The organism is Candidatus Rokuibacteriota bacterium (assembly GCA_030647435.1).
Lineage (GTDB): Bacteria > Methylomirabilota > Methylomirabilia > Rokubacteriales > CSP1-6 > AR37.
Genome location: JAUSJX010000097.1, coordinates 126,276 through 148,746 on the forward strand (window position 1 = coordinate 126,276; position 22,471 = coordinate 148,746).

The window sequence follows — 22,471 nt, forward strand, 5'->3', positions numbered from 1 at the left end:
GATCTCCTAGATCCCCTTTCACCCCTCCTTCCTGGCCAGGATCCGCTCGACATCCTTCTGGGCCCCGACCGCCTCGAAAAGCTTCAGACTCGAGTCCAGCTCCGCCTGGGCGCGCTCCCGGTCTCCCTTCCGGCCCCTGGCCAGGTACATCAGGCCGCGCTCGCGCCAAGCCTTCGCCTCGTCGTAAGGCAGGCCGAACTGCCGATTGAGGGAGATGGCCTGCTCGAATGCCCGGGCAGCCTCCTCCCAGCGGCCCTGACCGGTGGCGAGCATGCCCTGGGCCAGCCAGAGCGGAGCCGGCAGCCCGTACCAGTTCAAGCCCGGCCGGAGCAGTTCGAAGCCCCGTTTCACGTGGTCGGCGGCCTGGGCGTGCCGTCCGGCTTTGACGCAGAGCTCGGCGAGAAGCGGCAGGACCCAGAGCGCAAGGAGGACGTTGCCCCCGCGGCTCGAGGTGTCGAGGCTCCTCAGCAGGAGCGGCTCCGCCTTGGGGAAATCGCCCGACTCCACATGAACCGCGCCGAGGAAGAGGAGACAGGCGCTGGCGGCCGAGACATTCCTTCGCTCCTCCTCGTAGCGCGACAGAGCGTGCTCGAGATAGGCCCGGGCCTTCTCCCACTCCCCGCGGCGCAGGTAGTGTAATCCGAGCGCGGCCCCGTCCTCATAGATGCAGCCGAGCAGCGTCTTGGCCTCGATTCGCTCCACAGCCTGGCAGGTCTCTTCCGCCTTCGTCCGGTCGCCGGAGAGGGCGTAAATCAAGACAAGGGGACGCCTCAGCATAGATTCGAAGACGGGGCTCGTCTTTACCACCTCCGGGAGCACCCGCTCGCCCCATTCTGTGGCCCGGGGGACATCACGCGCCAGGGCCAGGATAAGGGACAGTTCGTGACCCATCACCGCCATCGCAACGGGGATCGCACCCTTGCGCACCGGCTCCCAGTTCTTCTCGCTGTAGGCGATCCCCTGATCCAGATGTCCCGTGTAGGCCATCGCGGTGCCGAACGAGGTACCCATGGAAACCCCGAGCCGCGCGAACATGTCCACCGCCCGCTGCGCCCACGCGCAGGTGGTCGTCGGCTCGCTCCGGTGCAGGTACATATGACCCGTGCGCTGATAGACAAGTCCTTTCTCGACACTGTCCGGATCGTCTTCGACCAGGGCCGCGGCCGCTTCGAGGTGTTTCAGACCCATGTCCTCGCGGGCTCCGTCCCACTGCCATCCGTAGAGGACCTGAATGTGCAGATGCATGGCCACCGCGTTGCGCTTGTCACCCAGGGCTTCGTACAGTCCGACCGCCGATTCCGCGTACGCGAGGCTCGCGTCGGCGTCCCCGAGGTACTGGGTGATGGTGGCGAGCTTCTTCAGCACTTCGGCACGCTTCGGATCCCCTTCCCCGAGAAGCTCCAGCGCCTGCTCATAAAGCGCCCGCGCCTCGCGATTGGCGAAGGCCTGGGCGGTCTTGTCTCCTGCCTTGAGGAAGTAATCGAGCGCTTTGCCCGGCTCCGCTCCCCTGGAGAAGTGGTGGGCCAGCACCTCGTAGTGCTCGGCCAGCCGGTCCGCGTACATTTCTTCGATCGCCACCCCGATCTGGTGATGGAGCTCCTTGCGCCGATGCACCAGCAGCGACTGATACGCCACCTCCTGGGTGAGCGCGTGCCGGAACAGGTACGCCAGCTCGGGGAAGAGGCTCTTTTCGTAGATCAGCTCGAGCGCTTCGAGCTCGCGCAGCGATTCGCCCGTCGGCTCCCGAGCGTCGGCGATCCGGTCCAGGAGGCGTCGGGTGAACTCCCGGCCGATGACCGACGCCAACTGGAGCGTCTTCTTGGGCCCCTCCTCGAGCCGGTCGATCCGGGCCATGATGATGTCCTGGATCGTGTCCGGGACCACGGTCTCATCGAGGCGCTTGGCCAGGACATAGCCGCCCCCCGACGGCCGGATGACCTTGAGCTCGCGAAGGGACTTCACGACCTCCTCGACGAAGAAGGGATTGCCCTCGGCCTTCCTGGCGATCAACGCCATGAGGTCCTCCGGGAGGCTCTGGGCGGCCAGGATCGCCCGCGCCAACTCCGCGCTGTCGTCGCTGGACAGCACATCGAGGGCAATCCGCGTATGGTAGGTCCGGTCGCCGAAGGGGTGCGTGTACCCGGTCCGGTAGGTCAGGATCTGGAGGAACCGGCTCGTGGGGATGATGTCGGCCGTCGCGGCCAGCATTTCCTCGCTGGCCTTGTCCATCCAGTGCACGTCCTCATAGATCACGACCTGGGGGCGCACCTCGGCGGCCCGCCCAAGGAGACGGCGGAGGGCGTCGAACATCGCTGCGCGGCGCTGCTTCGGATCCATGGTCAGGACCGCCGGATCCCCGGCATCCACCGAAAGCAGATAGCGGAGGTACGGGAGAGTCGGCCGGAGATCCTCGCCGAGGCGGAGGACATTCCGGTCGATCTTCTCCACGATCGTCCCCTCTACGTCACCCTCTTCGATCTTGAAGTTGCTCTTGAGCAGGTCGATTAGGGGATGAAAGGCGATGGAGCGACCGAAGGACAAGCAGTGCCCTTCGAGCCAGGTCATATCCCCGCCGAGGCGGCGGCGGAACTCGAAGAGGAGGCGAGACTTCCCGATACCCGGTTCTCCGGCGAGAAAGACGAGCTGCCCGTGGCCGCTCTTGGCCTTTTCAAAGCAGTCGGCGAGGAGCCCCATCTCGCGCTCACGGCCCACGAAGGGCGAAAGGCCCCGCTCGGTTTCTACCTCGAAGCGGCTCCGCGGCGTTCGGGCGGAAATGACCTCCCAGGCGGTGACAGGCCCGGCCTTCCCCTTGACTACAAGATCGCCCAACGGCCGCGTGTAGAAGTATCCCGCGACCAGGCGGTGGGTGGCCTCGGATGTCACGATACGGCCGGGATCAGCGGCCTGCTGCAACCTCGCTGCGACGTTCGTGGTATCGCCGACCGCCGTGTAGTCCATTCGGAGATCGCTGCCGATTCCCCCGACGACCACAAGCCCCGTGTTGAGCCCCTGCCGGACCTGGAAACTGATCCCGTGCCGACGCCGCAGCTCGTCCCCGTACTCATGCAGGACCCTGCGGATTCCGAGCGCCGAGCGCACCGCTCGCTGGGGATGGTCCTCGTGGGCGATCGGGGCCCCGAACAGAGCCATGATGCCGTCGCCGAGGAACTGGTTGACGGTTCCCTCGTAGCGGTGAACCTCGGCCAACATCAATTCGAAAGCCCGGGTCATGAAGCCGTGGACGTCCTCCGGGTCGCGCTGCTCCGAGAGGGCGGTGAATCCCAGGACGTCCACGAAAAGGACCGTCACCTGCTTTCGCTCTCCCTCGAGGGAACTCCGGTAGGTCAGAATCTTCTCGGCGAGGTGTTTCGGAGTGTAGTTGCCCGGTGAGGCGAAGCGGGTTGCTGCTGATGGTTGGGCAGAAGTCAGCAATACGGTGCCACAGCTATCGCAGAACTTGCTTCCCGGCTCAAGCCGGCTGTCACACGCCGAGCAGGTGACTTCGAGACGCGTTCCGCAGTCTCGGCAGAACTCAGCGCCGTCGCGGTTAGCAATCTGGCAACGCGGACACTGCATAGCCAAGCTCCCCCAGGCCGACCGGCAAAGCGGGCTGCCCCTGCCAGCCGGGTTCGCGGACCAACCGGCCCCAGGGACGCCCCACTCGCTCAGCGAAATCAGCGACTGGCTGCCGGGGGTCCGATTCGAAGCACGGGAACTCTGCGCCTCTATCTCAGCGATTGTCAAGGTGCTTCATGCCCCTACTGCTCCCGCGAGCAGGCCTTCAGCCCCCTGGAACCGATTCCGCGCAGCCGACGAGGCTGACGGGACCTTCGAGGGGGATCTGGCGGGCGAGGGGGATCTGGCGGGGCTCGTCGCCCAGCCCCGTGATGGTCACCGTGATCGCGTGAGGCGGCAGGAGCGGCAGGAGCTTGTCGGCCCACTCGACGACGGTCACCCCGTCGCCGTGGAAGAGCTCCTCGACGCCCAGGTCCACCAGCTCGGTGAGGCTCTCCGTCCGGTAGGCGTCGACGTGATAGACGGGCAGCCGGCCGCGGTAGTGGTTGATCAGGACGAAGGTCGGGCTCGTCACGTCGGCCTGGACGCCCAAGCCGCGGGCCAGGCCCTGGAGGAAGCAGGTCTTCCCCGCCCCGAGCTCACCGATGCAGGCGACGACGTCGCCCGCCGTGAGCCGCGCGCCCAGCCGCGCCCCGATGGCCTGGGTGTCCTCCGGGCTGCGGGAAGCAAAGGTCTCCTTCGCCCCATCCCCGCCGCCGAAGCGCGGCGGGGATGGCCTCGATGATGTCGCCGGCGACCATGGCCTCCTCGCCCCACTCGGCGCAGGCCGAACTTGCCTACGACCTTCCGAAGATATGCGGCTGCGATCTTCGTCAGATCGTCGGGGTTTGTGGTCGTCCACAGCCCAGGGTACGGGTACGTGGGGTGCCGGAGGGTGATCGCCCGGTTTTCGCCCGGGACCTTTTCCTGCCAAACGGCTTCGTTATCGGGATCCCAGAGGGCCTCATCCAGCATGTTGTCCTCCCGATGGCACGCGAGAAGGCCTCGCCCTGCTCGTGGTCGCCGAGTGTCGGCAGGATAGGGCCGCGAGCGAGCTGCTCCCGCCGGCCGATCGGGTGCCGATCATGAACCCGGGGCCCTTCGACAACACCGTCACCATGCGAGAAGGCACGGTCACCCCTTGACACCGCACGCACCCGGGAGGTAAAGTAACGCCGTATCTTGATTCTCTCCTTTAAGCGGACCCTGAGAGGCCCGCAAGGAGCAGGCATGAAGCACATGGAGACTAGGCTGTGCGGCCCCGATCTGTATTCGGGGCGTTTTTTTTGCCCGGCGGCGGGCCCCCTCACCTTCTCAGCCCTCGCCTCGCCGCCAACGTCTCAGCTCGAACTGCGGCCCTCTCCCCAGCGGGGAGAGGGAGAGGCGGCGCCGTGACCGCCCCGAAGCAGAAGGCGGAAGTGCTGGACCAGGCGGGGCTCGACCGTGCGCTGACGCGCATCGCGCATGAGATCGTTGAGCAGGCGGGCGGCGCCGACCTGGCGCTCGTCGGCATCAAGACGCGCGGCGAGACGCTCGCCGGGCGCATCGCCGAGAAGATCGCCGGGATCGAGGGCAAGCGCCCCGCGGTGGGCGCGCTCGACATCACGCTCTACCGTGACGATCTCGGCAGCCGCGCGGAGCAGCCCCAGGTCCGGAGCACCGAGATCCCCTTCCCGCTCAAGAACCTGACGGTCGTACTCGTGGACGATGTCCTGTTCACCGGCCGGACGATCCGGGCGGCCATGGACGCGCTCATGGACCTGGGCCGCCCGCGCGTGATCCGGCTGGCCGTCCTGGTCGACCGGGGCCACCGCGAGCTGCCCATCCGTCCCGACTACGTCGGCAAGAACCTGCCCACGAGCCGCAAGGAAACCGTCGCCGTCATGCTCCGCGAGCACGACGGCCAGGACCGCGTCGTCATCCAGGAGCCCGTGGAGGGCGAGCCGCAGCCGGAGGCGAGGCGAGCGAAGAAAGAACGGGAGGAGTAAGCCATGCCTTGGACGCGGAAGGACCTCGTCAGCATGCAGGACATCGAACCGGCCGAGATCACCGACCTGCTCGACACGGCCGAGTCGATGAAGGAGATCGCGACCCGCGAGATCAAGAAGGTGCCGGCGCTGCGCGGCAAGACCGTCGTCAACCTCTTCTACGAAGCCTCGACGCGGACGCGCACCTCCTTCGAGATCGCGGGCAAGTGGCTCTCGGCCGACGTCATCAACTTCTCCGTCTCGGGCTCGAGCGCAGAGAAGGGCGAGAGCTTCCTCGACACGGCGAAGAACATCGAGGCCATGAGCCCGGACGTGGTCGTGGTGCGCCACAAGGCGGCGGGCGGCCCCGCGCTGCTCGCCAAGCACCTCAAGTGCTCGGTGGTCAACGCGGGCGACGGGGCGCACGAGCACCCGACCCAGGCGCTGCTCGACCTCCTCACGATCCGTGAGAAGAAGGGCCACCTCGAGGGGCTCAACGTCACCATCGTGGGCGACATCACCCACAGCCGCGTGGCGCGCTCCAACATCCACGGCATGCGCAAGATGGGCATGACGGTGACGGTGGCGGGGCCGCCGACGCTGATCCCGCCCGCCTGCCAGGAGATGGGCGTCAAGGTCAGCCACCGGCTGGAGGAAGCCATCGCGCACGCCGACGTCATCATGATGCTCCGCCTCCAGCACGAGCGGATGACGGGCGGCTTCATCCCCTCGCTGCGCGAGTACTCGCGCGTGTGGGGGCTGGGTCTCGACCGGCTCAAGCACTGCCGCCCCGACGTCCTGATCATGCATCCCGGGCCGGTGAACCGCGGCGTCGAGATCTCGCCCGAGGTCGCCGACAGCCAGTACTCGGTCATCCTCGACCAGGTCACCAACGGGGTGGCGGTGCGCATGGCCGTGCTCTACCTGCTGGCGGGAGGGAAGGCGGCATGAGCCTCCTCATCAAGGGCGGCCGCGTCGTGGATCCCGCCAACGACCTCGACGCCGTGGCCGACGTGCTCGTCGCCGACGGCGCCATTGGGAAGGTCGGCAGGGGACTCAAGGCCCCGGAGGGCACCGAGATCGTGGACGCCGCGGGCAAGGTCGTCTGCCCGGGCCTGATCGACATCCACGTCCACTTCCGCGAGCCGGGCTACGAGTACAAGGAGACCATCGCCAGCGGCACGCGCGCGGCGGCGGCGGGAGGCTTCACGGCCGTCGCCTGCATGGCGAACACGCTGCCCGTCAACGACAACCGCTCGGTCACCGACTACATCCTGGCCAAGGCGCGCGTCGAAGGCGTCGTGCGGGTCTACCCGATCGGCGCCGTCACGCGCGGGCTCCAGGGGCAGGAGCTCGCCGAGATGGCCGAGCTGGCCGAGGCCGGCTGCGTCGCCTTCTCCGACGACGGCAAGTGCGTGATGAACGCCGAGATCTACCGCCGCGCGATGGAGTACGCCCTGCCCTTCGGCACGCCCATCATCAGCCACGCCGAGGACGAGCACCTGGCCCACAGCGGAGCGATGCACGAGGGGCTGGTCTCGACCGAGCTCGGGCTCCTGGGCCAGCCTTGGGCCGCCGAGGACGTCATGGTCGCGCGCGACATCCTGCTGGCGGAGCTGACGGGGGCGCACGTCCACATCGCCCACGTCTCGACGGCTGGGTCGGTCCGCCTCGTCCGCGACGGCAAGGCGCGCGGCGTGCGGGTGACGGCCGAGGTGACGCCGCACCACCTCCTGCTGACGGACGAGGCCGTGCGTGAGTACGACCCCAACACCAAGATGGCGCCGCCGCTCCGCACCAAGCGCGATGTCGAGGCGGTGCTCGAGGGCCTCCTCGACGGCACCATCGACTGCATCGCGACGGACCACGCCCCGCACGCGCTGTCCGAGAAGGAGGGCGAGTTCGGGGAGTGCGCCAACGGTGTGGTCGGTCTCGAGACGGCGGTGCCGCTGCTGCTCGACCGGCTGGTGCGCGCCGGGCGCATGGACCTGCCCACGCTCGTCCAGCGGCTCTCCCCGGGACCCGCGCGGCTGCTGAACCTGCCCGGCGGAAGCCTGGCGCAGGGCGCGCCGGCGGACATCACCGTGCTTGACCTCGAGCGCGCGTGGACGGTCGAGCCCGGGAAGTTCCGCTCGCGCGCCCGCAACACGCCCTTCGCGGGCTTCACGGGCACCGGCGCGGCCGTGATGACGATCGTCGGCGGCATGGTAGTCCCGGCATGACGGCCGCGCTGCTCGCGCTCGCCGACGGGCGCGTCTTCAAGGGCCGGGCCTGCGGCGCCGCGGGCGAGGCCCACGGGGAGGTGGTCTTCAACACCTCCATGACGGGCTACCAGGAGATCATGACCGACCCGTCGTACCACGGACAGCTCGTCTGCATGACCTACCCGCTCATCGGCAACTACGGGATCAACCCGGAAGACGTCGAGTCACGGCGGCCGTGGGTCAACGGCTTCATCGTGAAGGAGGCCTGCGCGTACCCGTCGAACTGGCGCGGGCGCGTGGCGATCCAGGACTACATGCGCGAGCACGGCATCGTCGGCATCCAGGGCATCGACACGCGCGCGCTCACGCGCCACCTGCGGGACCACGGCGCGCAAGAGGGCATCATCTCGACCGAGGACGCGGATGCGGGGCGCGTCGTCGAGCGGGCGCGGGCCCTGCCGGGCCTGGTCGGCCGGGACCTCGTCCGCGAAGTAACCGTGGACGCGCCATACGTCTGGAGCGAGGGTGAATGGACCATCGCCAAGGGCTACACGCGCCCGCCCAAGGCGCGCTTCCGCGTCGTCGCCTTCGACTCGGGGATCAAGCGCAATATCCTGCGCGAGCTGTCCTCGGTGGGCTGCGAGGTCGAGGTGGTGCCCGCGAATACGCCGGCGGCGGCCGTGCTCGAGCGGAAGCCTCACGGCGTCTTCCTCGGGAACGGCCCGGGCGACCCGGAGGGCGTGCCGTACCTGGTCGAATCCGTCCGCGGGATCATCGGCAAGGCGCCGATCTTCGGCATCTGCCTCGGCAACCAGATCCTGGGGCTGGCCTTCGGCGGCAGGACCTACAAGCTCAAGTTCGGCCATCACGGCGCCAACCATCCGGTGAAAGACCTACTGACCGGGCGTGTCGAGATCACCGCGCAGAACCACGGCTTCGCCGTGGACCCGAAGTCGGTGGACAAGGCCGGGCTCGTCGAGACGCACGTCAACCTGAACGACGGCACCTCGGAGGGCATGAGCCACCGCGAGCTGCCCGTCTTCTCCGTCCAGTACCACCCCGAGGCCTCGCCGGGGCCTCACGACTCTCACTACCTGTTCCAACGGTTCATCAAGACCATGGAAGGAGGGTGATCGGATGCCCAAATACCTGATCTCGTACCGGAAGACCGAGGAGACGGGCCAGAAGCCGGAGTGGGCCGCCTTCACCGTCGAGAGCGAGCTCGCCATGGAGGGGCACGCCATCAAGGAGCGCGTGGAAAAGCGCATGAGCGTGCTGGGCGAAAAGCTCTGGGGCAACGGCGAAGCGGTCTGGATCGGCTCCGGACGGCTCGACGACGTGCTCTACAAACGCGAAGAGGCCGCGCCCGAGACCTCCATCGTCTACGGGGCCGTCGAGGCGTAGCACGTGCCGAAGCGCACCGACATCCGGAAGATCCTGCTGATCGGCTCCGGGCCCATCGTCATCGGCCAGGCCTGCGAGTTCGACTACTCGGGCACCCAGGCCTGCAAGGCGCTGCGGGAAGAAGGCTTCGAGGTCGTCCTGGTCAACTCGAACCCGGCGACCATCATGACCGACCCCGAGATGGCGGACCGCACCTACATCGAGCCGCTCACCCCGGAGTTCGTTGCCAAGGTCATCGAGCGCGAGCGGCCCGACGCCATGCTGCCGACGGTCGGCGGCCAGACGGCGCTCAATCTCGCGGTGACGCTGGCGGAGGACGGCACGCTCGACCGCTTCGGCGTCGAGCTGATCGGCGCCAAGCTGCCCGCCATCAAGACGGCCGAGGACCGACACCTCTTCGCCGCGGCGATGGCGCGGATCGGCCTCGCGATGCCCAAGGGCTTCTTCGCGCGGAGCCACGAGGACGCCGTCGCCAGCCTGCGCGCTCACAAGATCGGCTTCCCCCTCATCATCCGCCCGTCGTTCACGCTCGGCGGCACGGGCGGGTCCATCGCGTACAACCCGGAGGAGCTCGAAGCGGCCGTCAGGTGGGGGCTCCAGCAGAGCCCCGCGGGCCAGGTCCTCGTCGAGGAGTCGGTGATCGGCTGGAAGGAGTTCGAGCTCGAGGTCATGCGCGACTTCGCCGACAACGTCGTCATCATCTGCTCGATCGAGAACTTCGACCCGATGGGCGTCCACACGGGCGACTCGATCACCGTGGCGCCCGCCCAGACGCTGACCGACAAGGAGTACCAGCGGATGCGCGACGCCTCGCTCGCCATCATCCGCGAGATCGGCGTCGAGACGGGCGGCTCCAACATCCAGTTCGGCGTCAACCCGGCGGACGGGCGCATGGTCGTCATCGAGATGAACCCGCGCGTCTCCCGCTCCTCGGCGCTGGCCTCCAAGGCGACGGGCTTCCCCATCGCCAAGATCGCCGCCAAATTGGCGGTGGGGTTTACCTTGGATGAGCTGCGGAACGACATCACGCGGGAGACGCCGGCCTCCTTCGAGCCCGCGATCGACTACTGCGTCGTCAAGTTCCCGCGCTGGGCCTTCGAGAAGTTCCCCGAGGCGGACCAGACGCTGACGACGCAGATGAAGTCGGTAGGCGAGGCCATGGCCATCGGGCGGACCTTCAAGGAGGCGCTCCAGAAGGCCGTCCGGTCGCTCGAGCAGGACCGCTGGGGGCTCGTGATGGACAAGGCGCCGGCCGACGACGAGGGACTGCGCCAGAAGATCCGGGTGCCCAATGCCGAGCGCTGCTTCGCCGTCGCCGAGGGCTATCGCCGCGGGATGGGCACGCAGGAGCTCCGCGCGCTGTCCGCCATCGACCCGTGGTTCCTCGAGAACATCCGCGAGATCGTCGAGTTCGAGCGCGAGATCAGCGCCGCGGGGCTCGGCGATGCCGACGTGCTGCGGCAGGCCAAGCAGATGGGCTTCGCGGACAGGAGGATCGCCGAGCTCTGCGGAACGACGGAGGCCGAGGTCCGGGCCGCGCGCCTGCGGGCCGGGATCAGGGCGACCTTCAAGATGGTGGACACCTGCGCCGCTGAGTTCGTCGCGCACACGCCCTACCTCTACTCGACGTACGAGGAGGAGGACGAGGCGCCGGCCACCGACCGGGAGAAGGTCGTCATCCTCGGCTCCGGCCCCAACCGCATCGGCCAGGGCATCGAGTTCGACTACGCGTGCGTGCACGCGGCCTTCGCGCTCAAGGAGGCGGGCGTCGAGGCGATCATGGTCAACTGCAACCCGGAGACGGTCTCCACCGACTACGACACCTCCGACCGGCTCTACTTCGAGCCGCTCACCTTCGAGGACGTGATGAACGTCGTGGAGCGCGAGCGGCCGCGGGGCGTCATCGTCCAGTTCGGCGGGCAGACGCCGCTCAAGCTGGTCGTCCCGCTCGAAAAGGCGGGCGTGCCCATCCTCGGCACGCCGCCGGACGCCATCGACCGCGCGGAGGACCGCAAGCGCTTCGCCGCGCTGCTCACCGACCTGCGGCTCCAGCAGGCCCCGGGCGAGACCGCGCGCTCGTACGACGAAGCCGAGCGGATCGCCGAGGGAATCGGCTACCCGGTGCTGGTCCGCCCCTCCTACGTGCTCGGCGGGCGGGCCATGCAGATCATCTGGGACCGCGAGGATCTCCAGCGCTACATGTCCGAGGCCGTGCGGGTGAGCGACGAGCACCCGGTCCTCGTGGACAAGTTCCTCGAGGACGCCATCGAGGTGGACGTGGACGCCATCGCGGACGCCGAGCGCGTCGTGGTGGGCGGCGTCATGGAGCACATCGAAAAAGCCGGGATCCACTCGGGCGACTCGGCCTGCGCCCTGCCCCCCTACTCGCTCGGCGACGACCAGATCGAGCGGATCAAGGTCCAGACCCGCGCCCTCGCCCGCGAGCTGGGCGTGATCGGGCTCCTCAACATCCAATTCGCGATCAAGAACGAGACGGTCTACGTGCTCGAGGTCAATCCGCGAGCCTCGCGTACCGTGCCGTTCGTCTCCAAGGCCATCGGCGTGCCGCTGGCGAAGCTCGCGACCAAGGTGATGCTGGGGCAGCGCCTGCGCGACCTCGGCTTCGCCGAGGAGCGCGAGGTGGGGCACATCGCGGTCAAGGAGGCGGTCTTCCCCTTCGTGAAGTTCCCGGGGGTGGACGTGGTCCTCGGGCCGGAGATGAAATCCACGGGCGAGGTCATGGGCATCGACCGCGACTTCCGCAAAGCCTATATCAAGGCGCAGATCGCCGCCGGCTCGCCGCTGCCGACGTCCGGCAAGGTGTTCCTCTCGGTCAAGAACCGCGACAAGCGCGCCGTGCTGCAGGCCGCCAAGCGGCTGGCCGAAATGGGCTTCTCGCTCGTGGCCACCGTCGGCACGGCCAAGCTCCTCAGGCGCCAGGGCATGACGGTCGAGTTGGTCCACAAGGTCAACGAAAGCCTGCGCCCCAACGTCGTGGACCTCATGAAGCGCGGCGAGATCGCCCTGGTCTTCAACACGCCGGAGGACGGCCGGGCCCGCAAGGACTCCTACCTCATACGCAGGACGGCGGTGACGCAGAACATCCCCTACTACACGACGGTGGACGGCGCCCAGGCGGCGGTCGGCGGCATCGAGGCGCTGCTCAAAGGAGAGATGACCGTGCAGCCGCTCCAGGACTACCATGCCCCGCGATCCTAAGGACCGGTTGCCCGCGGATCGGCTACCCGCGGATCGGCTAATAGTCGCGCTCGACGTCGACTCGCTCGACCGCGCGACCGGGCTCGTGGACGCGCTCGCCGGCCAGGTGACGCGCTTCAAGATCGGCTCGCAGCTCTTCACCGCCGCCGGCCCGGCCGTCGTCGACGCCGTGCGGAAGCGCGGCGGCCAGGTGTTCCTCGATCTCAAGTTCCACGACATCCCGAACACCATCGAAGGGGCGGCGCGAGAGGCCGTGAGGCTGGGCGTCTTCATGTTCAACGTCCACGCCTCGGGCGGGCGCGCCATGATGAGCGCAGCGTCCCGCGGCGCCGCCGAAGCCGCCCACACCCTCGGCCTTCCCCGCCCGCTCGTCATCGCGGTCACCGTGCTGACGAGCCTCGACCGCGCCGCGCTGGCGGGCGAGCTGCACGTCGCCTCCTCGGTCGAGGGGCACGTGCTCCACCTCTGTACGCTCGCGCGCGAGGCCGGGCTCGACGGCAACGTCGCCTCCCCGAACGAGATCCGCGCCATCCGGAACGCCATGGGGCACGGGTGGACCGTCGTCACGCCGGGCGTGCGGCCGGCAGGCAGCGAGCACCACGACCAGTCGCGCGTGGCCACGCCGCGGGCCGCGGTCGAGGCGGGGGCCGACTATCTCGTCGTGGGGCGCCCGATCACGGGCGCGGCCGACCCCGCCCGGGCGGCCGAGGGCATCCTGTCCGAGATGCGCGCATGAGCCCGAACACCGAGCACGCGGTGCTGATCCAGCGCCTCTTCGAGATCGGGACCATCCGCTTCGGCGAGTTCACCCTCAAATCCGGGATCAAGTCGCCCTTCTACATCGATCTCCGCGTGGTGATCTGCTACCCCGACGTCCTGCGGCGGATCGGCGTGCTCATGGCCGCCGAGGTGAGCCGCTGCGCGGGCGAACGCATCGCCGGCATCCCCTACGCGGGCCTGCCGCTCGCGGTCTCGGCATCCCTCGCCGGCAATTTGCCCCTCATCTACCCCCGGAAAGAAGAGAAGAGCTACGGCACCAAGCGGCGCATCGAGGGCGTGTTCAAGCCGGGGGACCGCGTGGTCCTGATCGACGACATCATCACGGACGGCGGCAGCAAGTTCGAGGCGATCGAGGTGCTCGAGGAGGCGGGGCTCATCGTCAAGGACCTCGTCATCCTGATCGACCGCGAGCAGGGCGGCCGCGAGCTCCTCGCCTCCAAGGGGTACGCGCTCCACACCATCCTGACCATCTCCCAGTGCTTCGACGAATGGGAGCGCACGGGAGCGGTGGACGCGGCCTCGATCGCGCAATCCCGCGAGTTCATCAAGGCCAGCCGGTTCGCTTGATGGCCCCCGTTGGCGATGGCGTAGGCGACGGCGTCGGCGAGGTGCTGCTGGACGAATCGGCGATCCGCGCGGAGGTGGCGCGGCTGGCCCTCCAAATCTCGGCCGACTACGCCGACAAGCCCCTCCACCTGGTCGGCGTGCTCAAAGGCGCCGCCGTCTTCCTCGCGGACCTGCTGCGCGCTCTCACGGTGCCGGCGACGCTCGACTTCATCTCCATCGTCCCGTATGGCCAGGTGACGACCTCCGGAGTCGTCCGCATCAGGAAAGACCTCGACGAGCCGCTCGAGGGCAAGGACGTCCTCGTGGTCGAAGGTATCTGCGCCAGCGGCCTCAGCCTCTCCTATCTCCTGCGCAACTTCCAGACGCGCCGGCCCGCCTCGCTCCGGACCTGCGCTTTCGTCGTCAAGCGGCGCGCGCGGCCCGCCGACGTCACCCTGCACTATGTCGGCCGCGAGATCCCGGACGTCTTCGTGGTCGGCTACGGCCTCGACGCGCAGGAGCAGTATCGCAATCTCCCGTACATCGCCCGCCTCGCCTAGTCCCAGCCTCTCCAGCTCGCCGGCTTTATTCAGCCCTCGCCTCGGGCTCCGCCCTCAGCTCGAACTGCCACGCCCGCCTCGCCTAGCAGGCCGCTGAAGAACCCGCAGGCGGCTCAAAAAGGTCCAGATGCGAGGCGACGCCCCGCTGTTCGAGTTGAGCGACGGCGTATGCCGTCGTGAGACGAGGGCTGAGTTGATTCCGCACGCGTACGACTATCTCAGCCCTCGCCTCGTGGCACCGCCACTCAGCTCGAACGGCCACGAGCGTGCGACCGAGGGCGTCAACGAAGCAGATGGGCCTTTTTCAGCCGCCTGCTAGCCGCTTGACGAAGACGCGCGCGCGAGGGGACACTCTCGACGTGGACTTTTACGCGCGGCTGACCCGCACCTGCCTGGCCGTGGCGACCCTGGCGCTCCTCGCTCCCGCGCCCGGCGCGCGCGCCGCCGACCCACAGGTCGGCCAGACGGTGGTCAAGAGCGGCCCCGCCGTGGCCAGCGACCTGTACGCCTTCGGCGGCGGGGTGGACATCCAGGCCGACGTGGAGGGCGACCTCGTCGCGGCCGGAGGCCGCGTCGTCACCGCCGGGCGCGTCGAAGGCAACCTCATCGCCGTCGCCGGCTCCGTCGTCGCCGGGGGCAACGTCGTCCGCAACGTGCGCGCAGCCGGCGGCGCCGTCACGATCACTGGGCACGTCGCGCGCAACCTGAACGCGGGCGGCGGCACGGTGGTCCTGACTCCCGAGGCGGTCATAGACGGGCGCGCACGCCTGGTCGGCGGCGAGGTGCGCGTAGGCGGAAGGATCGCGAAAAAGCTGTACGCGGCGGGCGCCGTGATCGTGCTCGCGGGAGAGTTCCAGGGCGACGTCGAGCTGGTCGCCCAGGAGATCGAAGTGCTCCCGACGGCGCGCATCAAGGGCAGCTTGACGTACTGGAGCCCGCGGGACGCAAAGATCGACCGCAAGGCGAAGATCCAGGGCCGGGTCACCCACAACCTGCCGGAGCTGCCGCGCGCGCTTACGCGCACCGGCACGGCCCTCCTCACCGTCTCGCGCCTCCTCTTCATGGCGGGACTGATCGTGACGGGAGTCGCCCTCTACCTGCTCTTCCCCGGCTTCACGGTGCTCGCCTCGCACACCATCGGCTCGGACCCGGCCAAGAGTCTCGGCATCGGCCTCCTGTTCGTCGTCGCCATACCGGTGGCCGCGATCCTGACCATGCTCACGATCCTCGGCATCCCGCTCGGGCTCATCCTCTTCGTGCTCTACTTCGCGGCGCTGCTCGTGGGATTTCTCGTGACGGTCTTCTTCCTGGGTGATGTCGGCGCCCGCACCTTCCTCCGCCACGGGCGGCGATCCAGGACCACGCGGGTGCTGTGGCTCATCCTGGCCCTGGCCGTCCTGGCGCTCGTCAACCAGCTGCCGTTCGTGGGCGGAGTCGTCATGGCGGCGGCGGTGCTGGTAGGGCTGGGCGCGATGAGCCTACACGTCTGGCGCCACTGGGGCGACCCCGACACGCCAAGCGCAGACACCTAGCAGCACACCGAAGAACTCTCAGCCTGCTAGCGCTTCTGGTACTCGGGGCGCCAGCGGAGCAGGCGCGTCTCGATCTGCCTGATGCCGAGCGCCATCACGATGCCGATCGCGCCCAAGACGAAGAGCGCCACCATCATGTCGGCGGAGTTGAGCGTGCCGAGCGATTGGATGATGAGGTAGCCGAGCCCCCCGCCCGACTCGCCGCCGATGAACTCGCCCACGACCACGCCGATCAGCGCGAAGGAGATGGACGGCGTCAGCGACGCGAAGGTCCAGGCAAGCGTCGAGGGCACGATCACGGTGCGCATGATCTGCCCGTCGCCGGCGCCGAGGAAGCGGGCGCTGTGGATGAGGTCGGCGTCCACGCTCCGCGCGCCCTGGAACGTGTTGAAGAACACGATGAAGAAGACGATGCTCCAGGCGAGCACGATCTTGGCGAGCAGGCCGAAGCCGAAGATCATGGTGATGAGCGGGACCAGGGCGATGCGCGGCAGCGAGTTGAAGGCCACGATGAACGGGTCGAAGATCCGCGCGATCCGGTCGCTTCGCCCCAGCACCAACCCCGCGGCGAAGCCTGTGGTGATGCCGACCAGAAAGCCCCAGAGGGTGGACTGTATGGTCGAGAGCGCCATCTGCCAGATGGTCAGGCGGACCTTGTCCGACGTCAGGTACAGGAAGCGCTGCGCGATCACGGACGGCCGGCTGATGAAGAAGGGGTCGATCCAGTAGAGCCCCGGCGTCTTCGAGATGGCCTTGATGCCGGTCAGGTACTCCCAGGCCCCGAGAAAGACCACGAGGATGCCGAGCCGCCACGCCCACACGCTCCAGCGATCCCTTGTCTTCATTCAACCCTCGCCTCGCCGCTGATCCACTCGGGCCTCGCCTCGCGACGGCCAGAGACCGCCCCTCAGCTCGAACAGCGGGCCGCGTCTCAGCTCGAACATCACGCGCGCTCCTGGAATTCCTCGCCGAGCGCGTGCCAGATCTCGCCGTACTCGCGCAGGTACTCGGCCGTCTCGCGCAAGCGAATCACGTCGCGCGGCCGCGGCAGCATCACGTCGTAGACCAGCTTGACGCGCCCAGGCCGCCGCGTCATGACGACGATGCGGTCGGCGAGCGTGATGGCCTCCGAGAGGTCGTGGGTGACGAAGACCACCGTCTGCTGCCGGGCGCCCCAGAGTGAGAGCAGCTCGGCGTGGAGGTTGAGCTTGGTGTGGGTGTCGAGGGCGCCGAAGGGCTCGTCCATCAAGAGGATCTCGGGGTTGACGACCAGCGAGCGCATGAGGGCCACGCGCTGGCGCATCCCGCCGGAGAGCGTCGCGGGGAAGGCGTCCTCGAAGCCCTCGAGCCCCGCGAGCGCAACCGCCTCGGTCACCCGCGAGCGGATCTCCGCAGTCGCCACACCCCGGTACTGGAGGCCGAGGGCGATATTCTGCGCCACGGTGCGCCACGGAAACACCGTGTCCTTCTGGAAGACGTAGCCCACCTGCTTGCCTGCGCGCGGGCCCACGCGCTCGCCGTCGACCAGGATCTCGCCGCCGGAGGGCGCGATGAGCGAGCCGATCATGTTGAGGATGGTGGACTTGCCGCAGCCGGAGGGGCCGACGATGGCCACGAACTCCTTGTCGTGGACGTCGAAGGACACGCGGGACACTGCCGGGACCTCTCGAGAGCCCGTGTCGAAGGTCTTCGAGAGGTCCCGAATCGCGATGCGGACGAGCGGCACTACTTGTACTTGGCCTGCGCCTTCTTGACGAAGGACATGTCCACCGCCTGCTTGAAGGGAATGGGTTTCTCCACCGCGAGCGGCACCCACACCTTCATCCCGCGCTCGTAGTCCTTCTCCTCGATGATGAAGTCCCAGTCGAAGATGGTCCGGTAGTAGCGCACGGACTCCAGGATGTCTTCGCGGGTGTAGGTGGAGAGGTAGGGCTTCTGGAGCAGGTCCACGACCTCGTCGTCCTTGGCCTTGCGGATCCACTGCTGCGCCCGGTAGCACGCGTTGACGTAGCCCTGCACCAGGTCCGGCGACTTCTCGATCGTCTCCTTCAGCACGTACCCCACCGTCACCGGGATCGGTCCGCCGAACACGCGGTTCCACGACTTCTCGTCCTGGACGTCGTAGATGGGCTGGCCGAAGCCCTGGCCGACGGCCTTGGACTGCCACTCGGGCACGGCCATGATGGCGTCGAACTTACCGGCCTTGAGCCCGCCGAGGATGGTCAGGTCACCGCCGCCGCCGACCCACTCGACGGAGTCGTTGACGGGCTTGCCGTCGGCGGCCTTCGTGTTCTTGAGCACGTAGACGCCGTAGACGTAGGTGCCCGAGCCGATGGCCGTCGCCGCGATCACCGCCTTGCGGCCCACCAGCTTCTGATCGGCCAGCGCCTCGACGCTCTTGACGCCCTTGTCGAAGAGCTCCTTGCGCACGACGATGTTGGCGTAGGAGCAGCGCGTGTCGGTGGCGAAGATCATGAGGGCGTCCTTGCCCTTCTCCGTGATCTTCAGCGGGTGGTTCGAGTCGCCGAGGGCGAACAGCACCTGCCCCGCCGCGAGCGCCTGGACGACCTTGGCGCCGCCGCCCGGGACGATAAAGTCGGGAGTCTTGAGCCCTTCCTCCTCGAAGAACTTCTTCTGCGCGGCGACCAGGTGCTGGCCGTAGACGAACGTCGAGACGCTGTGGGAGGCCGTGATCGTCTTGAGCCCCTGGCCATGTCCGAGCGCGGGCCAGCCGGCAGCGGCCATGCCGCCGAACAGCCCGGCAGTCTTGAGAAAATCGCGGCGCGACGGGGCCGCGGTGTCGAGCTTTCGTGCCATGGGGAATTCCTCCATGAGGTCGGTGGGGAAACTGGCGGGCACTGTACACCTGCCTACGATGCCGTGTCAATCGCGCATTGGCCCAAACACATTGACACCAAAGGTTTTTTGGGCTATTCTCCGTCAGTGGAATCGGCGATTCCCTCCCCCTCCACTGACTGGTAGAGGCCCCTATGATCCGCAGCATGACCGGGTATGGCCACGCCGAAGTCGCAGGGGTCCGCTTGAGCCTGTCTGTGGAGTGCAAGTCGCTCAACCACCGCCACCTCGACATCGCGCTGCGGCTGCCGCGCGGCCTCTCGGCGTTGGAGCTCGACGCGCGGCGCGTGATCCAGGGCGCGGTCCAGCGCGGCCGGGTCGAGGTCGGCGTGAGCGTGGCCCCGATCGAAGGCGCGCCCTCGGCCGACCTCACGATCAACATGGCGCAAGCGCGCGCGTACATCGAGATGGCCCGCAGGGCCGGCGACGAGCTCAAGCTGGGCGGGATCCCGACGCTCCAGTGGATGCTCGAGCAACCGGGCGTGATCACGCGTGAGGAGCAGGTGCCGCTGTCTCCCGAAGAGGGCTGGCCGCTTCTCCACGATGGGCTCGCCAAGGCGCTGGCAGAGCTCCGCGCGCGGCGCGACACCGAGGGCGCGGCACTCGACAAGGAGCTGCGCGCGCTGTTGGCGGCCATGGGCGAGCAGGTGGGCGTGATGGCGGCGCGCGGGCCGGCGGCGACCGAGCGCAAGCAGCAGCGGCTCCGCGAGCGCATCCAGGCGCTGCTCGGCGCGACGCCGCTCGACGAGGGGCGCCTCGCCACCGAGGTCGCGATGTGGGCCGAGAAGAGCGACATCACCGAAGAGCTGGCGCGCCTCCGGGCGCACATGGACGAGTTCGCGCGGCTGCTCGACGAGGGCGGCGCCGTGGGGCGCACGCTCGACTTCCTGATCCAGGAGATGAACCGCGAGGTGAACACGGTCGGCTCCAAGGCGGACGACCTCGAGCTCTCGCAGGCCGCCATCGCCGCCAAGTCCACCCTCGAAAAACTGCGCGAGCAAGCGCAGAACATCGAATAAGGCAAGTGCTGAGATAGATGGAGCTGATCAAGCGGCGCGGCGCGCTGGTCGTGGTCTCGGCTCCCTCGGGGGCCGGCAAGACCACGCTCTGTCACGAGGTGCGCCGCCTGGTGCCCGACCTCTTCTACTCGGTCTCGCACACGACACGCCTGCCGCGCGCGGGCGAGGTCAACGGCACCGACTTCCACTTCGTGAGCGAGGCCGAGTTCCTCGACATGCGCGACCGGGACGAGTTCGCGGAGTGGGCGGAGGTTCACGGCAACTACTACGGCACGCCGGTGAGGGCGCTCGAGGGCGCGCTCAGCCGCGGGCTCGACGTGCTGCTCGATATCGACACGCACGGCGCCCGGCAGCTGCGCCAGCGGTACCCCGAAGCGGTCTCGATCTTCATCATGGCGCCGTCCATGAAGGAGCTCGAGGCGCGGCTCAGGGAGCGCAACAGCGACGCGCCGGTCGAGATCGCCCGCCGGCTCACCCGGGCACGCGAGGAGATCTCGGCCTGGCGGCAGTACGATTACCTGATCATCAATCGCGACGTGAAGGAGGCCGTGGACCAGCTCGCCACCGTCATCCAGGCGGAGCGCTGGCGCACGAGCCGGCTGACTCTCAAATTTCCCGACGTGGAGGTTCCAGAGTAATGGCATTCCCCTCGCTCGAGCAGTCCCTGGACAAGGTATCGAACCGCTACCTGCTGGTGGTCCTGGCGGCCAAGCGCGCGCGCCAACTCAACCGCGGCGCGGCGGCGCAGGTCGAGACCAAGCACAAGAAGCCGACCTGCACGGCCCTCGAGGAGATCGCCGAGGCCAAGATCGGCTACCGCGTCCGCGAAGAGGACGCCCCGAAGGAGTAGTCGGCCGTGACGCTCGCGGGCAAGCAGATCATTCTCGGCATCACGGGCAGCATCGCCGCCTACAAGGCGGTGCTGCTGCTGCGTGAGCTGACCGCGCGCGGCGCCGAGGTGTCCGTGGTCATGACGGCCGGCGCCGAGCACTTCGTCGCCCCCCTCACCTTCCGGACGCTGTCGGGCCGGCCGGTGCTGTCGAACCTCTTCGATCCGCAGAGCGACGACGCGGTCGAGCACGTGGCGCTGGCCGAGCGGGCGCATGCCTTCGTCGTGGCGCCGGCCACGGCCAATGTCCTGGCCAAGGCCGCCCACGGCATCGCCGACGACTTCCTCACCACGCTCCTGCTGGCGGCCCGGTGCCCCGTTCTCATGGCCCCTGCCATGGACGGCGGCATGTGGGACCACGCCGCCGTGCAGGCCAACGTCGCCACCCTGCGCGAGCGGGGCGTGAGCGTCCTCGAGCCCGACGCGGGCGCGCTCGCCTCGGGGTCGAGCGGCAGAGGCCGGCTGCCCGAGATCGAGGTGATCGTCGAAGAAGTCGAGCGCCTGCTCACGCCCGTCCGCGACCTCGCCGGCGAGCGCGTGCTCGTCACCTCGGGGCCGACCCGCGAGCCCATCGATCCCGTGCGCTACCTCTCGAACCGCTCCTCGGGCAAGATGGGCCACGCCGTGGCGACCGCGGCGCTCCGGCGCGGCGCGGAAGTCGTGCTGATCTCGGGGCCGACGGCGCTCAAACCGCCCGCGGGTGCGGTCTACGTCCCCGTGCAGACGGCCGAGGAGATGCGCGAGGCCGCGCTCCAGCACCTGGGTACCGCGACCGTCGTCATCAAGGCCGCCGCCGTCGCCGACTACCGCGTGGAGCGGCCGAGCGCGACCAAGATCAAGTCCGGCGGCAAGCGCGACGGGTGGAGCCTCGATCTCGTGCCCAACCCCGACATCCTGAAAGAGCTGGCGCAGAAGAAGGGCGGCGCCTTTCTCGTGGGCTTCGCCGCCGAGACCAACGACGTACGGACGCACGCCGCCGACAAGCTCCGCGCCAAGGGCATCGATCTCCTCGTCGCCAACGACGTCAGCCAGCACGGCATCGGCTTCGAGGCCGACGACAACCAGGTCATCCTGCTGGACCGCTGGGGCGGGGCGCTCGACCTGCCGCGCATGACCAAGATCCAGGTGGCGCACGCCATCCTGGACCGCGTGCTGGCGCTGCGCGCGGCCCCGAAGCCTCGCCGCACGCCCTCTCGCTGACCACGATGGAGGATCCGCGCGCGGCCCTCGGCGAGGCGCTCGCCGCCGTCGCCGACACCCTCCGCCACCACCGCGACCTGGGCCTCAAGGAGATCGCGCTCAACCGGCCCGAGCCGCCGGACGCAGGACAAGGGCTGGCCGCGCAGGAGAAGGCGCTCCAGGGCTGCACGCGCTGCAAGCTTTCGCAAAGCCGCTCGACGATCGTCTTCGGCTCGGGCAACCCGAATGCGCGGCTGGTCGTGATCGGGGAGGGACCGGGCGAGGAAGAAGACAAGCAGGGCAAGCCCTTCGTCGGCCGCGCGGGCCAGCTCCTGACCAAGATGCTCGCCTCGGTCCACTTCGACCGCGAGCGCGACTGCTACATCTGCAACGTCGTCAAGTGCCGCCCCGAGCGCAACCGCAACCCAGAGCCCGACGAGGTCTCGGCGTGCAACCCATTCCTGCTGGCGCAGCTCGACACGATCCAGCCGGCGGTGATCCTGGCCCTCGGCAACTTCGCCGCGCAGACGCTCCTCGGCACCAAGGAGGGCATCACCAAGCTCCGCGGCCGCGCCTACTTCTACCGCGACATCGTGCTGGTGCCGACCTTCCACCCGGCCTTCCTCCTGCGCAATCCGGGAGAGCAGTACAAGCGCATGGCCTGGGACGACCTCAAGCTCGCCCGGCGCGAATGGGAGCGCCTGACCACGCCCTCCCCTCAGCCCTCTCCTCAGCCCTCTCCCCTCGGCCCTCTCCCCTGA

20 protein-coding genes are annotated in these 22,471 nt (G+C 68.5%); 15 read left to right on the forward strand and 5 right to left on the reverse strand.

Annotated elements, in window-relative coordinates:
• Positions 1-18 precede the first annotated feature (18 nt).
• Positions 19-3,309 (reverse strand): adenylate/guanylate cyclase domain-containing protein, encoded by a 3,291-nt coding sequence (locus tag Q7W02_17465; GenBank protein MDO8477950.1) that lies wholly within the window; start codon positions 3,307-3,309, stop codon positions 19-21.
• A 472-nt stretch (positions 3,310-3,781) separates the two neighbouring features.
• A complete protein-coding gene (gene tsaE / locus Q7W02_17470) occupies positions 3,782-4,417 on the reverse strand; it encodes a tRNA (adenosine(37)-N6)-threonylcarbamoyltransferase complex ATPase subunit type 1 TsaE (protein ID MDO8477951.1) in 636 nt (211 codons plus the stop codon).
• A gap of 529 nt (positions 4,418-4,946) precedes the next feature.
• Between tsaE and pyrR the strand changes: the two genes are divergently transcribed.
• From pyrR to Q7W02_17520, 10 genes are all read left to right on the forward strand, one after another.
• The gene (gene pyrR / locus Q7W02_17475; protein MDO8477952.1) at positions 4,947-5,543 is read left to right on the forward strand and encodes a bifunctional pyr operon transcriptional regulator/uracil phosphoribosyltransferase PyrR; all 597 of its coding nucleotides are present in this window, start codon (positions 4,947-4,949) and stop codon (positions 5,541-5,543) included.
• Positions 5,544-5,546: 3 nt separating this feature from the next.
• Positions 5,547-6,473 (forward strand): aspartate carbamoyltransferase catalytic subunit, encoded by a 927-nt coding sequence (locus Q7W02_17480; GenBank protein ID MDO8477953.1) that lies wholly within the window; start codon positions 5,547-5,549, stop codon positions 6,471-6,473.
• Positions 6,470-7,744 (forward strand): dihydroorotase, encoded by a 1,275-nt coding sequence (locus tag Q7W02_17485; protein ID MDO8477954.1) that lies wholly within the window; start codon positions 6,470-6,472, stop codon positions 7,742-7,744. The genes Q7W02_17480 and Q7W02_17485 overlap by 4 nt, the downstream gene beginning before the upstream one ends.
• Positions 7,741-8,859 carry a glutamine-hydrolyzing carbamoyl-phosphate synthase small subunit gene (gene carA, locus Q7W02_17490; protein MDO8477955.1) on the forward strand — a complete coding sequence of 373 codons (1,119 nt, stop codon included), beginning with the start codon at positions 7,741-7,743 and terminating at the stop codon, positions 8,857-8,859. The genes Q7W02_17485 and carA overlap by 4 nt, the downstream gene beginning before the upstream one ends.
• Positions 8,860-8,863: 4 nt before the next feature.
• The gene (locus tag Q7W02_17495) at positions 8,864-9,130 is read left to right on the forward strand and encodes a hypothetical protein (GenBank protein ID MDO8477956.1); all 267 of its coding nucleotides are present in this window, start codon (positions 8,864-8,866) and stop codon (positions 9,128-9,130) included.
• A gap of 3 nt (positions 9,131-9,133) precedes the next feature.
• The gene (gene carB, locus Q7W02_17500; protein ID MDO8477957.1) at positions 9,134-12,349 is read left to right on the forward strand and encodes a carbamoyl-phosphate synthase large subunit; all 3,216 of its coding nucleotides are present in this window, start codon (positions 9,134-9,136) and stop codon (positions 12,347-12,349) included.
• Complete coding sequence (gene pyrF, locus Q7W02_17505; protein ID MDO8477958.1) at positions 12,333-13,085, forward strand: orotidine-5'-phosphate decarboxylase; 753 nt, start codon at positions 12,333-12,335, stop codon at positions 13,083-13,085. Before carB ends, pyrF begins: the two co-directional genes overlap by 17 nt.
• Entirely contained in the window at positions 13,082-13,696 is a 615-nt protein-coding gene (gene pyrE / locus Q7W02_17510; protein ID MDO8477959.1) for an orotate phosphoribosyltransferase, read from the forward strand. Before pyrF ends, pyrE begins: the two co-directional genes overlap by 4 nt.
• Positions 13,696-14,235, forward strand: a complete 540-nt coding sequence (gene hpt / locus Q7W02_17515; protein MDO8477960.1) for a hypoxanthine phosphoribosyltransferase — start codon at positions 13,696-13,698, stop codon at positions 14,233-14,235. The genes pyrE and hpt overlap by 1 nt, the downstream gene beginning before the upstream one ends.
• 323 nt (positions 14,236-14,558) lie before the next feature.
• Positions 14,559-15,767, forward strand: a complete 1,209-nt coding sequence (locus tag Q7W02_17520) for a hypothetical protein (GenBank protein MDO8477961.1) — start codon at positions 14,559-14,561, stop codon at positions 15,765-15,767.
• Between the two features lie 26 nt (positions 15,768-15,793).
• Here the strand turns inward: Q7W02_17520 and Q7W02_17525 are convergent, their stop codons facing one another.
• The 3 genes from Q7W02_17525 to Q7W02_17535 form a co-directional block, all read right to left on the reverse strand.
• Positions 15,794-16,612 carry an ABC transporter permease gene (locus Q7W02_17525; GenBank protein MDO8477962.1) on the reverse strand — a complete coding sequence of 273 codons (819 nt, stop codon included), beginning with the start codon at positions 16,610-16,612 and terminating at the stop codon, positions 15,794-15,796.
• Positions 16,613-16,710: 98 nt separating this feature from the next.
• Positions 16,711-17,478: an ABC transporter ATP-binding protein gene (locus tag Q7W02_17530; GenBank protein ID MDO8477963.1), complete on the reverse strand. Its 768-nt coding sequence runs from the start codon at positions 17,476-17,478 to the stop codon at positions 16,711-16,713.
• A 14-nt stretch (positions 17,479-17,492) separates the two neighbouring features.
• Positions 17,493-18,584, reverse strand: a complete 1,092-nt coding sequence (locus Q7W02_17535) for an ABC transporter substrate-binding protein (protein MDO8477964.1) — start codon at positions 18,582-18,584, stop codon at positions 17,493-17,495.
• A gap of 173 nt (positions 18,585-18,757) precedes the next feature.
• Here Q7W02_17535 and Q7W02_17540 point away from each other — a divergent pair, with 173 nt between their 5' ends.
• From Q7W02_17540 to Q7W02_17560, 5 genes are read left to right on the forward strand one after another with little or no spacing between them, the layout of a single operon-like run.
• Entirely contained in the window at positions 18,758-19,642 is an 885-nt protein-coding gene (locus Q7W02_17540) for a YicC/YloC family endoribonuclease (GenBank protein ID MDO8477965.1), read from the forward strand.
• Positions 19,643-19,668: 26 nt separating this feature from the next.
• Complete coding sequence (gene gmk / locus Q7W02_17545; GenBank protein ID MDO8477966.1) at positions 19,669-20,280, forward strand: guanylate kinase; 612 nt, start codon at positions 19,669-19,671, stop codon at positions 20,278-20,280.
• Positions 20,280-20,492 (forward strand): DNA-directed RNA polymerase subunit omega, encoded by a 213-nt coding sequence (gene rpoZ / locus Q7W02_17550; protein MDO8477967.1) that lies wholly within the window; start codon positions 20,280-20,282, stop codon positions 20,490-20,492. The genes gmk and rpoZ overlap by 1 nt, the downstream gene beginning before the upstream one ends.
• Before the next feature lie 6 nt (positions 20,493-20,498).
• The gene (gene coaBC / locus Q7W02_17555; GenBank protein MDO8477968.1) at positions 20,499-21,731 is read left to right on the forward strand and encodes a bifunctional phosphopantothenoylcysteine decarboxylase/phosphopantothenate--cysteine ligase CoaBC; all 1,233 of its coding nucleotides are present in this window, start codon (positions 20,499-20,501) and stop codon (positions 21,729-21,731) included.
• 5 nt (positions 21,732-21,736) lie between these two features.
• Positions 21,737-22,471 (forward strand): uracil-DNA glycosylase, encoded by a 735-nt coding sequence (locus Q7W02_17560; GenBank protein ID MDO8477969.1) that lies wholly within the window; start codon positions 21,737-21,739, stop codon positions 22,469-22,471.

Bases quoted from the DNA above. Each gene is read 5' to 3' on its own strand.
- Q7W02_17480 (MDO8477953.1), top strand. From the start codon at position 5,547: ATGCCTTGGACGCGGAAGGACCTCGTCAGCATGCAGGACATCGAACCG.
- Q7W02_17485 (MDO8477954.1), top strand. From the start codon at position 6,470: ATGAGCCTCCTCATCAAGGGCGGCCGCGTCGTGGATCCCGCCAACGAC.
- carA (MDO8477955.1), top strand. From the start codon at position 7,741: ATGACGGCCGCGCTGCTCGCGCTCGCCGACGGGCGCGTCTTCAAGGGC.
- Q7W02_17495 (MDO8477956.1), top strand. From the start codon at position 8,864: ATGCCCAAATACCTGATCTCGTACCGGAAGACCGAGGAGACGGGCCAG.
- pyrF (MDO8477958.1), top strand. From the start codon at position 12,333: ATGCCCCGCGATCCTAAGGACCGGTTGCCCGCGGATCGGCTACCCGCG.
- pyrE (MDO8477959.1), top strand. From the start codon at position 13,082: ATGAGCCCGAACACCGAGCACGCGGTGCTGATCCAGCGCCTCTTCGAG.
- hpt (MDO8477960.1), top strand. From the start codon at position 13,696: ATGGCCCCCGTTGGCGATGGCGTAGGCGACGGCGTCGGCGAGGTGCTG.
- Q7W02_17525 (MDO8477962.1), bottom strand. From the start codon at position 16,612: ATGAAGACAAGGGATCGCTGGAGCGTGTGGGCGTGGCGGCTCGGCATC.
- Q7W02_17535 (MDO8477964.1), bottom strand. From the start codon at position 18,584: ATGGCACGAAAGCTCGACACCGCGGCCCCGTCGCGCCGCGATTTTCTC.
- Q7W02_17540 (MDO8477965.1), top strand. From the start codon at position 18,758: ATGATCCGCAGCATGACCGGGTATGGCCACGCCGAAGTCGCAGGGGTC.
- rpoZ (MDO8477967.1), top strand. From the start codon at position 20,280: ATGGCATTCCCCTCGCTCGAGCAGTCCCTGGACAAGGTATCGAACCGC.
- Q7W02_17560 (MDO8477969.1), top strand. From the start codon at position 21,737: ATGGAGGATCCGCGCGCGGCCCTCGGCGAGGCGCTCGCCGCCGTCGCC.